This window comes from Pantoea brenneri (assembly GCF_038594305.1).
Taxonomy (GTDB): Bacteria; Pseudomonadota; Gammaproteobacteria; order Enterobacterales; family Enterobacteriaceae; genus Pantoea; species Pantoea brenneri.
Genome location: NZ_JBCGBG010000002.1, coordinates 144,852 through 158,968, shown reverse-complemented (window position 1 = coordinate 158,968; position 14,117 = coordinate 144,852). Strand labels below are relative to the sequence as shown.

Here is a 14,117-nt window from a genome sequence, read left to right as displayed (position 1 = left end):
TTCACTCCACTCAAACTGGTTTCACGCCAGCTGACAGCAGGGCGTTTTCAAATTTATCCATAAACACGTCCAGTTCTGCATTGGTGATCAGCAGGGACGGCAGCAGACGCAGCACGCTACCGTGACGACCGCCACGCTCCAGAATCAGGCCGTTTTCGAAACATTTCTTCTGTACCAGCGCCGAGAGTTCACCATCGGCCGGGAAGCTGCCCATGTGATCGGCGGCTTCGTCCGGTTTCACCATCTCGATGCCGATCATCAGACCCAGGCCGCGCACGTTACCGATCACCGGATAACGCTGTTGCAGTTCGCCCAGTTTGCCTTTCAGCCACTCGCCCTGCGCCGCCACTTTGTCAGCAATGTTATTGTCTTTCAGCAGCTTCAGGGTGGTGAGACCGGTTGCCATCGCCAGCTGGTTGCCGCGGAACGTGCCGGTGTGATGACCCGGAGACCATGCATCGAACTGTTTCTTAATGCCGAGCACCGCCAGTGGCAGACCGCCGCCGACCGCTTTGGACATTACGATGATGTCCGGCTCAATGCCGGCGTGTTCAAAGGCGAAGAACTTACCGGTACGGGCAAAACCAGCCTGCACTTCATCGAGGATCAGCAGAATGCCATGTTCCTGGGTCACTTTACGGATGCGCTGCAGCCACTCCGCCGGCGCCGGGTTAACGCCGCCTTCACCCTGAACCGCTTCGAGGATCACCGCTGCTGGTTTGCGCACGCCGCTCTCAACGTCGTTGATCAGGTTTTCGAAGTAGTAGGTCAGCGCTTTAACGCCCGCTTCACCGCCAAGGCCCAGTGGGCAGCGATAAAGATGCGGATACGGCATGAACTGCACTTCCGGCATCATACCGTCGACGGCTTCTTTCGGTGACAGGTTGCCGGTCACCGACAGCGCGCCGTGGGTCATACCGTGATAACCCCCCGAGAAGCTGATGATACCGGAACGACCGGTGTGCTTTTTCGCCAGTTTCAGAGCCGCTTCAACCGCATCCGCGCCAGACGGACCGGTGAACTGCAGGCAATATTCTTTGCCCTGGCCCGGCAGTAAAGAGAGCAGGTACTCAGAGAACTCATCTTTTAACGGGGTAGTCAAATCGAGCGTATGTAACGGCAAGCCGCTGGTAATGACATTTTGAATACTCTGCAGAACGTCTGGATGGTTATGGCCCAATGCCAGCGTTCCGGCACCGGCAAGACAATCAAGATATTGATTATTCTCGACGTCAGTGATCCAGACACCTTGTGCTTTCGCAATCGCGAACGGCAATTTGCGTGGGTAACTTCGAACGTTTGATTCAAATTCAGCCTGACGGGCTAAATAGGTTTCATTGTTTCCGTTTAAGGTCTGCGCATTCAAACTATCAATACGGACTTTATCCGTCATCATATCTCTCCTACAACCGGGACGGGTGTAACGTCGCAGTTGAATAAATGAATAAAAAAAGTAATGGCTGTAGATAAAACGCGGCCAATATATTGGTTTTTAAGGTCCGACTCAATGATTAATTTTATCGCCGGTTTACGGATTATTTGCTTTGTTTATCAACGGCTTGGTTGCTTTATGAGCGTTTTTATCAGCCGGGATCTGTTCAGGGGCTTTTAATAAAGCACGTAAAAACACGGATTTACCCGGTTTCATGGGCTGGCAGTAAGGGATAACCAGTTGTGTAAACAGCTGTTTCGGCGGGAAAACGCTATTCGAAAAAGCGCCGCTAAAAAAAGAAATGCCGGCATTATTGTCGCTTTGTCGGGCGGTTTAAATAATCGCAGTCAGCCAGTCAATTCGTTAAAATATTAAACCTTTTATTAACAATTAATTAAAAATGACCCACTTTGCTGGCGTTAACCGCAACGGTTAAAAGGACGTTATCCGCGCATTTGTCCGACAAAATGATTCAAATCGTCCAGTGCTTCACCGGCTTTGGCTGCGGAAGGATTGATGGTCAGCAGATCGGCATAGCCATTGAGCATGGCACTCAGCTGTCGTGCGGTGCGTGCCACATCGGTTACGCGCAGCGTGCCGTTTTCGACCTCAGCAGCGATGAGACTCTCCATCAGCCCCTGCCATTTTGCCGTCATCTCTTCCGCCAGCGCCGCATAAGCCGGATTATGACTCGCCAGTTGCCAGAACGAAGCGTAAAGCTGCCAGACCGCATCGGGCGAGTTGGGCAGATAGCTTTCAAACAACAGCCCGAGGCGCTGCGGCGGCGGAACGGCCGCCAGCATCGCGGAAAAGTGCGCAAACTCGTTATGCATGAAGCGTTCAAGCGCCGCCAGACACAGCGTTTGCCAGTTGCTGAAATAGTGATAGATGTGGCTGCGTGAAATCCCCACGGATTCGGTTAATTCCCGGGTGGTCACTTTCCCGATGCCTTTCTCAATAAATAGTGCGACTGCACCCTCAAGGATTTTAATTCTTAGCGCTTCCGCCGACTGTTTCATCATCGCTCTCTCGTTGACTTTGAGCGGTTGCTCAAATACACTGCCTTTCGATTTTGAGCAACCGCTCAAGACTCATCTTATCAGAAAATAATTCTATGTATTCCGCCAAAAACCTCGTGCCGGTACCTGCCGCACGCAGCGCTATTCTGACATTAAAAAAGCTCGGACGCCGACACAGCCGAAAACTCATGCTCACGCTGCTGCTGGTGGTGGCTGAAAATGTGATGTACCTGCTGTATCCGCTGCTGGCTGGCTTTGCTATCAATGCCATTGTGACCGGCCAGGCGTGGCATGCGCTGCTGTATGCGGTGATGGTGTTTATCATGTGGGCGATCGGCGCCGCACGGCGCAGCGTTGATACCCGCACCTTCGCCCGTATTTACGCCGAACTGGCGGTGCCGGTGATTGTGGCGCAGCGACACGAGCAACATAACGCCTCGACTATTGCGGCACGCGTCGCGCTGTCACGCGAATTTGTCGACTTTTTTGAGAAGCATTTGCCGGTATTGATCACCTCGCTGGCGTCAATGAGCGGGGCGGCGGTGATGCTGCTGGTGATTGAGTTCTGGACCGGCGCGGGCTGCCTGGCGATCCTGCTGTTTTTCGCCTGCTTCCTGCCCGGCTTCACCCGTAAAAACGACGCGTTATTTGGTCGGCTGAATAACCGGCTGGAAAAAGAGGTGCAGCTGGTTGGTGATGCCAGCCCTTCGGCGCTGGGACGTCACTATCAGGTGCTGGCCAGCCTGCGTATTCGCTTATCCGATCGGGAAGCGTTGGGTTATCTGGCGATAGGCAGCGTCGCGGCGCTGCTGTTTGGCGTGACCATTTTCGCCATGTCCGGTCGCGGCAATATTCAGGCCGGGCACCTCTATTCGGTGATGACCTATATGTGGATGTTTGCCATGAGCCTGGATGACGGTCCGCAGCTGCTGGAGAAATATTCCCAGCTGCGGGATATTGGCCGCCGGGTCAATACCGGCGAGCTATAAGCGGCGCGGGGAAAGCCTGGTGCAGTGAATGGTTACATTTACTGACTCAAACCTTACCCGGCCTGCCAGCCTGCGTGGCGTCGGGGCTGACATCGCTGACAGGCGGTGCGAAGCGGGAGAGGACTAACCAGGACAAACCGTGCTGCTGATTGACACATATACTTTCTGCGACTGCTTTTACACGCTGTTCGGGGAGTTCATATGATCACGCTTCATCACGCCATCAAAATCACCGCTGCACGCAGCCGGGTCTATGCCGCCTTAACCGATATCACCCAACTCGCCAGCTGGCATCTGGGTGTGGTTGAAGGAACGATTGCCGCGGGCGAAATTCTGACTCTGCGACCTAATCCGCACGCCCATATCAGCTGGCGAACCGAAAAACTGGTGCCGGACGAGGAACTGGTGCAGGTCTCGGTTGACGAGCCGGATAGCCCGGCGGGAAAAACTCTGCGTATCACGCTGGCCGATTTCGGACCCGATCAAACCATTGTGGCGCTCAGTCATGGTGGCTGGTCCGATCGCGATCCGCATCTGCCGTTCTGCAATACCCGCTGGGGTGAGGTGTTACAGCATCTGAAAAGCTGGGTTGAATCCCGATAAGGAGTGAATCATGCCGCAAAAACGCCCGACCACCTATCACGAAGTTAAACCTGGCGATCCGCATCCTCAGGGCTGGCAGGTGCCGCCGGTTAATGATTTGCGCTCGGCGATCGCGTTGCTGCAAACGTTACCGGGTCACTATATTGAGACCGATCGCGAAGTCGACCCGATTGCCGAACTGGCGGGCGTCTACCGCTATATCGGTGCCGGCGGGACAGTGATGCGGCCGACCCGCATCGGCCCGGCGATGACCTTTAATAACATCAAAGGCTTTCCGGATGCGCGGGTGCTGGTGGGGCTGATGGCCAGCCGCGAACGGGTCAGCGCGCTGCTGGGTGCGCCGGCACGCGAGATGGGGATTCAGATGGCGCAGGCGCGACGTAACGTCACTCCGCCGGTGCAGATAGAGCAGAAGGATGCGCCGTGTCAGCAGGTGGTCTATCGCGCCGACGATCCGGACTTTGATCTGCGTAAGATTCTACCCGCACCAACCAATACCACTGAAGATGCCGGCCCTTACTTCTGCCTCGGGCTGGTGCTGGGCAGCGATCCGGACGACCGTGATAACACCGACGTCACTATTCATCGCTTATGTGTTCAGGGTAAGGATGAGCTGTCGATTTTCTTTGCGCCTGGCCGCCACATCGACGCCTTCCGGCAAAAAGCTGAAGCGGCAGGCAAGGCGCTGCCGGTATCAATCAATATGGGACTGGACCCGGCTATCACTATCGGCGCGGAGTTCGAAGCGCCCACTACGCCGTTTGGCTTCAATGAACTGTGCGTTGCCGGAGGACTGCGCGGCCGGCCGGTAGAGCTGGTCGACTGTTTGACGATAAACCAGCGCGCCATCGCCCGGGCCGAGATAGTGATAGAAGGCGAGATCCTGCCAGGCGTGCGGGTGGCGGAAGATCAGCACACCCACAGCGGCAAAGCGATGCCGGAGTTTCCGGGCTACACCGGCGAGGCCAATCCGTCGCTGCCAGTGATTAAGGTCAAAGCGATTACCACCCGCCGCCAGCCGATATTGCAGACCCTGGTCGGGCCGGGCGAAGAGCATGTCAGCCTTGCCGGTATCCCCACTGAGGCCAGTATCTATCTGCAATGTGAAGATGCGCTGCCCGGCCTGGTCAAAAACGTCTATGCCCACAGTGCCGGTGGCGGCAAGTTTCTGGCGGTGCTACAGGTGGCGAAACGCAATGCCGGTGATGACGGAATGACCCGCCAGGCGGCACTGATTGCACTGGCGGTCTACCGCGAACTGAAGAACGTGATTCTGGTGGATGAGGATGTCGATCTGTTTGATACCGATGACGTGATGTGGGCGATGCAGACCCGCTTTGTCGGCGATCTGGATACGTTGTTTGTGCCGGGCGTGGCCGGGCATGTGCTCGATCCTTCCCAGCAACCGTTTTACGATCCGCGCATCAGCGACAAAGGGACCACCACCAAAACCATCTTTGACTGTACCGTGCCGTTTAAACTCAAACCGCATTTCATTCGCGCCCGGTTTGCTGAGGTCGATCCCAGCCTGTGGGCACCCTCATTGTTCCCGCATTAATCCGCCACCAGCTGTAACCCGCCGCTGACTCACGGCGGGTTACTTTCAGTAAAGCGTCTCGAAATCCGCCTTTCCGCTCAGCTTCGCCTGCATGGCTGCCGCCAGACGGGTCAGCAGGATCGCGGCCAGCGCGAAGCCGCTGCCGATGGCGGTTGCCAGCAGACGATCCTCCGCCACGTTACCCTGCACCAGACCGGTGAGCGAAATCATCAGCACGACCATCAGCGTGACGAAGAAGGTAAAAACAAAATAGGAGCCGTTCGCCAGCCGGTAAGAGAGCGTGAAGGCGATGTACGCTGACAGGATAAATGCCGCCGCCAGCAGCGCAGGCTGATGCACATTGTGGCTGAGAATGCCTGCCGCCAGGCAACCCGATAGCGTGCCAAGGGTGCGGGCGGGTACCCGCAGCAGTGATTCACGAAAAAGACTGCGCAGGCACAGCAGCAGGGTCATGCCGGTCCAGTAGCCGTTCTGCAGCGAAAAATGATGAACCGTCAGCAGCGCCGTGCCCATAGCGATGACGGCAAACACCACCGACCAGCGCAGATGTATTTTGGGCCGCGAGGCGTGTTTCAGCCGCCGGACAGCGCTGCGCCAGGTAAAGCGGGTCAGCGATTGCAGCCGGAAGTCCCCGCTGCGCACCAGCAGGCAAATCAGCATCAGCTGCACCGTACCGCCGAGCATTACCAGCCCGGCGCGGCTGGCGGCGTGACTGATGTCGCCCGGAAAATAACCGGAAATCATCCAGGCGATGGCCGACTGTTGTACCACCCAGCCGGCGGTGCCGTTAATGCCGCTGATTACCGCATAGCCAGCGGCGAACAGCATTGAACCGCTGATAAACAGCAGCAGGCTGCCGGTCAGCGCACCGAAAAATGCACACAGCCCGAGGCTGAGCAGCGTCGCCAGCAGTAATTTTGCTGACGATCCCTCCCAGGTTTTACTGGCACCAAACGCCAGCGGCAGTGCACCGCTGGCCATCACGCTGGCTTCCCGGAGATGCTGGGTCGCGAGGCCAATGCCAAAAATTATCAGGATAGCGGGCACACAGCAGAGCGCTAATCGCATGTCATGTCTGAGTTGTTGAGTGCTGTTCACGTCACGGCATTTCCCTGATCTGAATCCCAATGGCAACATTGCCGCTGACAAAAGTGTGAACCAGATCTCATCTGTCAGCCAGATTTTTACCGCTGGCTGGAGAGCAGCGGCGGCTGCAACAGCGGTTCACGACCGGGGTAAGCGTGCGCTGTGTCACATTATCGGGTTGCTAAGGCGGTTCTTCCTTTCTATAGTCTGCCCGCGCTTACCGGGCGACGGGGTGCCCGTTATCCGGCTCTGCGGTTCTGTTATCTGTTCAATCCATTGGGAAAATATGTTGTTAAAAAATAATCGTCAAACCGACGCTGCCGGCTTTGCCCGCTGGGCGTTGCTGGCACTGGCGCTGGGAGGTTTTGGCATCGGCACCGGCGAGTTCATCATGATGGGCTTGCTGCCCGACGTCTCACGCTCATTAGCGATCACTGAGCCGCAGGCCGGTAACGCCATCGCCAGCTATGCACTGGGCGTAGTCGTGGGCGCGCCGGTGATTGCCGTGCTCGCCGCACGAATGGCGCGCAAGTCACTGCTGCTGATCCTGATGGCACTGTTCAGCCTGGGGAATGTCGCCAGCGCCATGGCTGAAAGCTATCACGGACTGCTGGTGGCGCGCTTTCTGACCGGCCTGCCGCACGGTGCTTACTTTGGCGTGGCATCACTGGTGGCCGCCTCGCTGGTGCCGATCGAACGACGTGGACGGGCGCTGGCGTCACTGATGCTCGGGCTGACGGTCGCGACCCTGATTGGCGTACCGCTGGGCTCGTGGATCGGGCAGTTGTTCAGCTGGCACGTGGTCTTTACCTTTGTCGGGGCGATTGGGCTGCTGACCTGTCTGCTGATTGGGCGCTACGTGCCTTACACCCCAGGCGATGCGGATGCGCATCCGCTGCGTGAACTGGGTGCGCTGAAAAATGCTCAGGTGCTGCTGACGCTGCTGGTGGGCGCGGTAGGCTTTGGCGGTATGTTTGCCATCTTCAGTTATATTGCGCCGACGCTGATCAACCTGGCCGGAATGTCTGCTGCGCTGATTCCGTGGGCAATGGTGGCGTTCGGACTGGGGATGATTATCGGCAACCTGGTGGGCGGACGGCTTGCTGACGGTGCGGTACTGAATATCATTGGCTGGACGCTGTTGTGGAATGTGCTGGTGATGGCCGCCTTCCCCCTGCTGGTGCAACATGTGGCAACCGGATTACTGGCAACGTTCCTGATTGGCACCTGTTCGGTGCTGCTGCCGTCGCTGCAGATTCGCCTGATGGACGTTGCCAATGATTCGCAAACGCTGGCGGCAGCGATGAACCACTCAGCGCTGAACATTGCTAACGCGATGGGTGCCTGGCTGGGAGGGCTGACCGTGTCACTGGGTTATGGCTGGATCTCAACCGCCTGGGTCGGCGTGGCGTTGGGGATTGCCGGTCTGATGGTGTTTACCGTGACGGCGCGTCATGCCGCACGACAGCAGCCTGAACCGGCGTAATCCCCGCATCTGAAGCGCAACGAGGGATGAGTGAGTTTATCGTTGCGCGTTATTTCAGCTTTTTTATTTCCCGGTATTATCCCGCGCCGGGTTATTTATTTTTCCGGCGCATCGCTTTATTTTTCCGCCAGGCGAAGCGCAAATTTCCCCGCCTGAAAAACATAACGCTGCGATTAAAAGCGCTCCGGACGTCTGGATGTTAAAATTAAATTAAAATAGTGTTTGATAAAAGCGGTGAGGCGTGGCTTAATAGCGTCATCGGTTTGGAACACAGACCTTATGAAAGCAGTTTTAGTAAAGCAGTCCTCAGTGCAAGCGATATCAAAAGATACCCCTTCTTCGTGAGTCTCCTCCTAAGTGCCGAGTAAGTATCCCTCTGAAAGACAGGCCATCTTCGCCACTTAGTGGCTCATAAATTAAGGAAGTATCGATGTCTAATAAAATGACTGGTTTAGTAAAATGGTTTGACGCTGGTAAAGGTTTTGGTTTTATCTCTCCTCAGGATGGCAGCAAAGATGTATTCGTACATTTCTCTGCAATTCAGGGTAACGATTATAAAACTCTGGATGAAGGTCAGCAGGTCGAATTCACTATTGAAAACGGCGCCAAAGGCCCATCAGCAGCTAACGTCAGCCCGCTGTAAATTTTAATTGTCAATTACGCTTACAATCGCGATGACGGTAATAACCTGAGCAGATAAGCCTGAAATTGATAATTAACAGAACCCGCCTTGTGCGGGTTTTTTGTTTTTTTAGTCCGCCCTGAAATTATAATAATGGCTGTGTTTATCTCCGCTGACTTATTCTGTTCTGCATCTTTCTCTCTGCTGTTACCCATTTGCCTCTCCGGCGCATAGATTGCCCCTTCTTCAGCCTGGTCTGATGCTATTTTTAGCCCATAACATCGGCGCGCCCCTGACTACGCTGATGCTGAACACGTGACAAAAACCCCTGACATACTGACATGCTGGAGATCCAAATGAAGAAGATCGGCATTAATGGTTTTGGACGTATCGGCCGTCTGGTCCTCAGACGCATTCTTGAGCAGCAGGAAGCGGTTGAAATCGTTGCCATCAACGATTTAACCTCGCCAGAAATGCTGGCCTACCTGCTGAAATATGACACCAACTACGGCGCTTTTCCGTTCAGCGTTGAGGCGGGTGACAAAGCGCTGCAGGTGGATGGCAAAAAAATCACCGTGTACGCCGAGAAAGAGGCGCGCAACATTCCGTGGGGCGAGCTGGGCGTAGACGTGGTGATTGAGTGTACCGGCTTCTATACCTCAGCAGAAAAAGCTCAGGCACATATCGATGCGGGGGCGAAACGGGTATTGATCTCCGCGCCAGCGGGGGAGATGAAGACCGTTGTGTTTAACGTCAACCACGACACGCTCAGCGCTGAAGACACCATTGTTTCGGTTGCCTCCTGTACTACCAACTGCCTGGCGCCGATGGCGAAAGCGCTGCATGACAGTTTCGGCATCAAAGTCGGCACCATGACCACCATCCATGCTTACACCGGCACTCAGGCGCTGGTGGACGGGCCGCGCGGCAAAGATTTCCGGGCCTCGCGCGCGGCGGCAGAGAACATCATTCCGCATACCACCGGCGCGGCGAAGGCGATTGGTCTGGTGATCCCTGAACTGGCCGGCAAGCTAAAAGGGCATGCGCAGCGCGTGCCGACCAAAACCGGATCGGTCACCGAGCTGGTGACGATTCTGGAGAAGAAAGTGACGGTCGACCAGATAAACGCCGCCCTGAAGCAGGCGTGCGAAAACAACGAGTCGTTTAACTATACCGAGGATCCGATTGTCTCCTCCGATGTGATTGGCCTGCCATACGGGTCGATTTTTGATGCCAGCCAGACTGAAATCAGTGAAGCGGGCGATCTGCAACTGGTTAAAACCGTCTCGTGGTATGACAACGAATATGGCTTTGTCACTCAGCTGGTGCGGGTGCTGCACAAATTCGTCAATCTTTAAGCCGGTCAGGCCGTTCTCAGGAACGGCCTTTTTCGCCTTTAACGCAGGCTGGCTACCAGCCACTGCTGCAATTCATTCAGTTCCTGCTGCTGTTGCGGGAAATCAGCGCTGAGCTGAATCAATACCTCGTCCAGCGCCTCCGGCCGGTAAGCGATGCCCTGTAACCGCTGCGCCAGCGTTTCCAGCGGCGTCGGATTGAGGCTGTCGCTAAAAATCTGACAGCGCGAGATAACACCGCGTTCAACGTCGAAGTGAATCTCAACGCCGCCCCAGCTAAACCGCTGATCCAGCAGATGCGAGAAGTCCGGTGCCTGACCAAAATTCCATTCCCAGCTGCTCTGGCGGGCAAACTGCTGTTCAAAGCCCGGCAGATCGGGCAGCGCTGCCGGTGAGATGTACTCAGGCTCGCAGTGCGCATTAAAATGTTCAAAATAGGCTTCGGTCACCGCGGCACAAATCGCCTCATAGCTGATACCAGGGCTTAACTCCGCCAGATTCGCCACTCTGGCGCGCACCGAGGTGATGCCTTTGGCCTGCAATTTTTTAACGTCGGGATTAAGGTAATCTGCCAGCCGTGACAGATCGGCGTTGATCAGAATGGTGCCGTGGTGAAAGCCGCGATCGGGCGTTTCCCGGTAAGCCGATCCGGATATCTTGCGCAGTCCGTCGGCGGTGCTGACCACCAGATCGTTACGTCCTGACGCTTCGGCCGGCAAGCCCAGTTTCGCCAGCGCACGCAGAATAATTGCGGTTGAAACGCTCTTATCATAGTCCGGTTTACCGGCCATAAAGGTGAAGCAGCAGTTGCCGTGATCGTGAAACACTGCGCCGCCACCGCTGCTGCGACGGGCCAGCCGGATGCCATCCTCTGCCATACGCCGGGTATTGCACTCCTTCCACGGGTTTTGCGCTCGGCCGATCACCACGGTTTCCGCATTGCGCCATAAAAACAGTACCCGCTGGGTCGCTGGCATCTGACGGAAAATGCACTCTTCCACCGCCAGGTTAAACCAGGGATCGTTCGACTCAGATAACAATAAACGTAACGAGGACATCAATTACTCCCGTTCCTTAAGAGAGGGCGCCCGGCTGTCAGGCAGATGACACAGTGTAACAGCAGAGCGTAGCGACATTAAGCGGACGCGCGTTCCGGCAGAAGCGGGAAGGTATATTCTGCATGCTGGTCGACTACGGTTACGGGAAACTGGCGCATCACCTTTGAGTTCAGAGTCGGTGACGCTAACCTGCTGAATGATGAGGATGATCACTGATGACAATGCATAATCCTCCGCAAGCGGGTGGAATCATTTCCGCTATGATTGAAGATGCGGATATCGGTATCAGGGAACTGGCAGCTGCGATGGCCATCGCGCCGTTTTCAGCCTGACGCAATTATTGCTTTTTAGCGGGTATTGCCTGTTCCGATCAATAAACCCAACCTCAGAACACCGCTCACCCTGAAGCCGTTTTCCCTTCTACCCACCACCCTAATCCAGGCCGCGTGAATTCTTCATGCTGTCCGGCAGCGGTAAAAAAACATTAAATGCCGTCTGCCAGCCAATCCCGGCACATCACGGTGCGCCATTATGCCAATATTGAGGTTCACGTCGCTTAAGCGCACTGATAATGCTGCTTATTTTACTCGTCCCGATAGGTGCCTGCCGTTATCAATGCCTCTGCTGGCATAGTGATGAAAATCCTGGCTGCGTTAAGTTCGACGCTGATGCTGGCCTGCGTAAAAGGGCTGGATGGCGCTATTCCGGTCGGTGAAGTGATCTTTTTCCGATCGGTGCTGGCGCTGGTGCCGCTGATGATCTGGTTGCGGGTGCAGGGCAGCGTACTGGACGGCATCCGCACCCGGAATGTTCGCGGGCATTTCCTGCGCGGTCTGGCGGGCACCGGCGGCCTCTATTTCAGCTACCTGTCGCTGCTCTATATCTCCCTGACCGATGCCACCGCGATTAACTATGCGGCTCCGCTGTTTACCGTGCTACTGGCGGCGCTGCTGCTGCGTGAAAAGGTGCGGCATCATCGCTGGGTCGCGGTTGTGGCCGGATTCAGTGGCATCATGGTGATGTTCTCCGGACATCTGTCATTCAATGCCAGCTTCTCGCTATCCGCTTCTGCCGGGATTTTACTGGCGCTGATGGCGGCGTTTTGTACCGCCTGCGCGCTGGTGCAGATACGTTTTCTCAATGGGAAAGAGAAGCCGGGCGCAATCGCCTTCTGGTTCGCGGTGACCACTGCCTTAACCTCGCTGATCACCCTGATAGGCGGCTGGAAAATACCGCACGGATCGCAACTGCTGCTGCTGGTGGGTTGTGGATTGCTGGGCGGCATCACGCAGATTCTGATGACCTTAAGTCTGCGCTACGCCGAAGCCTCGTTGCTGGCACCGTTTGATTACACCACTTTGCTGTGGTCGGTGGCGGTGGGTTACCTGTTGCTGGGGAATCTGCCTGAATCCACTACCGTCATCGGCGCAATTCTGGTGGTGCTCGGCGGGCTCTATTCAGTGCTGTATGAGCGTTACCGCTTTCGCCGCAGCCGGATTGTTAACGCCAGCTCTTAACACCTTGCCGATTACTTCAGCTAAAACCTCGCCGCGATCGCGTTTTCCGATCGAGGCGCTATCCAGCCGGATGAACTGTGATCGCGGCGAAAGTTTGATCATTTGTAATCGATTACTTTACAGCTCACCAACCGGTAATCGATGATAAATGACGAGGTTCTGATGATAGCGACAGTGCAGGAGAGTGCGCGTCAGCGCATGCAGCAGCGGCTGCTGGTTCCACGTCTTTCCCTGATGATGTTTATGCAGTTTTTCATCTGGGGCAGCTGGTCAGTCACCCTGGGTCTGGTAATGACCCAGCATAATATGTCGCTGCTGATTGGCGATGCGTTTTCGGCCGGGCCGATCGCCTCGATTTTATCGCCCTTCGTGCTCGGTATGCTGGTGGATCGCTTCTTTCCGTCGCAAAAGGTGATGGCGGTAATGAATCTCGCGGGCGCGGTGATTATGTGGTTGGTGCCACAGGCGCTGATCGATGAAAACGGCGCGCTGCTGATTGCGCTGTTATTCGGCTATACCCTCTGCTTTATGCCGACGCTGGCGCTGTCGAATAACATTGCGTTTCACAGCCTGGCCAGCAGTGAGAAAAGTTTTCCGGTTGTCCGGGTGTTCGGCACTATCGGCTGGATCGTGGCGGGGATATTTATTGGCGTAACCGGCATTTCCGCCAGTACTGCGGTTTTCCAGCTGGCGGCGCTGAGTTCGCTGGTGCTGGCTATCTACAGCCTGACGCTGCCGCATACGCCGGCCCCGGCCAAAGGGTTGCCGCTCAAAGTGCGGGACCTGTTCTGTGCCGATGCCTTTGCGTTGCTTAAGCTGCGTCATTTTCTGGTGTTCGCGCTGTGCGCCACGCTGATTTCGATTCCGCTCGGGACCTATTACGCCTTTACCGCATCCTGGCTGGCGGATGCCGGGGTTCAGAATGTCAGTACGCTGATGTCGCTGGGGCAGATGTCGGAAATCGTCTTTATGCTGATCATCCCGCTGCTGTTCCGTCGCCTTGGCGTGAAATACATGCTGCTGATTGGCATGGCGGCGTGGTTTGTTCGCTATGCGCTGTTTGCGCTGGGGATGAGTGATGAGACGCGCAGTCTGATCTATCTCGGCATCCTGTTGCACGGCGTCTGCTATGACTTTTTCTTTGTAGTGGGCTTTATTTATACCGATCGCATTGCCGGTGAAAAGGTTAAAGGTCAGGCACAGAGCATGGTGGTGATGTTTACTTATGGCATTGGCATGTTGCTGGGATCGCAGATCTCCGGCGCGCTCTATAACCAGCTGGTGGCGGGCAATGCCAGCGCGGAGAGCTGGGCCATTTTCTGGTGGATCCCGGCGGTGGCGGCGGCGCTGATTGCGATTATTTTCCTGTTCTCGTTCAGATATCGGGATTGA

12 protein-coding genes are annotated in these 14,117 nt (G+C 55.8%); 8 read left to right on the top strand and 4 right to left on the bottom strand.

Annotated elements, in window-relative coordinates; genetic code table 11:
* Positions 1-10: 10 nt before the first annotated feature.
* Both AABB92_RS11555 and AABB92_RS11550 read right to left on the bottom strand, forming a co-directional pair.
* Entirely contained in the window at positions 11-1,396 is a 1,386-nt protein-coding gene (locus AABB92_RS11555; protein WP_176035905.1) for a diaminobutyrate--2-oxoglutarate transaminase, read from the bottom strand.
* Positions 1,397-1,875: 479 nt separating this feature from the next.
* Positions 1,876-2,451: a TetR/AcrR family transcriptional regulator gene (locus AABB92_RS11550; RefSeq protein WP_031374424.1), complete on the bottom strand. Its 576-nt coding sequence runs from the start codon at positions 2,449-2,451 to the stop codon at positions 1,876-1,878.
* Positions 2,452-2,546: 95 nt separating this feature from the next.
* On the opposite strand from AABB92_RS11550, the gene AABB92_RS11545 reads away from it, so the two are divergent.
* The 3 genes from AABB92_RS11545 (at position 2,547) to AABB92_RS11535 (ending at position 5,601) form a co-directional block, all read left to right on the top strand.
* Positions 2,547-3,440: an ABC transporter six-transmembrane domain-containing protein gene (locus AABB92_RS11545; protein ID WP_031374425.1), complete on the top strand. Its 894-nt coding sequence runs from the start codon at positions 2,547-2,549 to the stop codon at positions 3,438-3,440.
* Positions 3,441-3,641: 201 nt separating this feature from the next.
* Positions 3,642-4,043, top strand: a complete 402-nt coding sequence (locus AABB92_RS11540; protein ID WP_031374426.1) for an SRPBCC family protein — start codon at positions 3,642-3,644, stop codon at positions 4,041-4,043.
* A gap of 10 nt (positions 4,044-4,053) precedes the next feature.
* Complete coding sequence (locus tag AABB92_RS11535) at positions 4,054-5,601, top strand: UbiD family decarboxylase (protein WP_082097614.1); 1,548 nt, start codon at positions 4,054-4,056, stop codon at positions 5,599-5,601.
* 45 nt (positions 5,602-5,646) lie between these two features.
* Here AABB92_RS11535 and AABB92_RS11530 read toward each other — a convergent pair whose 3' ends face one another.
* Complete coding sequence (locus AABB92_RS11530; RefSeq protein ID WP_161797055.1) at positions 5,647-6,699, bottom strand: FUSC family protein; 1,053 nt, start codon at positions 6,697-6,699, stop codon at positions 5,647-5,649.
* Between the two features lie 274 nt (positions 6,700-6,973).
* Here AABB92_RS11530 and AABB92_RS11525 point away from each other — a divergent pair, with 274 nt between their 5' ends.
* The 3 genes from AABB92_RS11525 (at position 6,974) to gap (ending at position 10,153) form a co-directional block, all read left to right on the top strand.
* Positions 6,974-8,173 carry an MFS transporter gene (locus AABB92_RS11525; RefSeq protein WP_227021901.1) on the top strand — a complete coding sequence of 400 codons (1,200 nt, stop codon included), beginning with the start codon at positions 6,974-6,976 and terminating at the stop codon, positions 8,171-8,173.
* A gap of 430 nt (positions 8,174-8,603) precedes the next feature.
* Entirely contained in the window at positions 8,604-8,816 is a 213-nt protein-coding gene (gene cspE, locus AABB92_RS11520; protein WP_031374430.1) for a transcription antiterminator/RNA stability regulator CspE, read from the top strand.
* Between the two features lie 335 nt (positions 8,817-9,151).
* A complete protein-coding gene (gene gap / locus AABB92_RS11515; protein ID WP_046289315.1) occupies positions 9,152-10,153 on the top strand; it encodes a type I glyceraldehyde-3-phosphate dehydrogenase in 1,002 nt (333 codons plus the stop codon).
* Positions 10,154-10,191: 38 nt separating this feature from the next.
* Here the strand turns inward: gap and lplA are convergent, their stop codons facing one another.
* A complete protein-coding gene (lplA, locus tag AABB92_RS11510; RefSeq protein ID WP_031374431.1) occupies positions 10,192-11,208 on the bottom strand; it encodes a lipoate--protein ligase in 1,017 nt (338 codons plus the stop codon).
* Between the two features lie 611 nt (positions 11,209-11,819).
* Between lplA and AABB92_RS11505 the strand changes: the two genes are divergently transcribed.
* The gene (locus tag AABB92_RS11505) at positions 11,820-12,725 is read left to right on the top strand and encodes a DMT family transporter (protein ID WP_046289353.1); all 906 of its coding nucleotides are present in this window, start codon (positions 11,820-11,822) and stop codon (positions 12,723-12,725) included.
* A gap of 162 nt (positions 12,726-12,887) precedes the next feature.
* A complete protein-coding gene (locus AABB92_RS11500) occupies positions 12,888-14,117 on the top strand; it encodes an MFS transporter (protein WP_031374432.1) in 1,230 nt (409 codons plus the stop codon).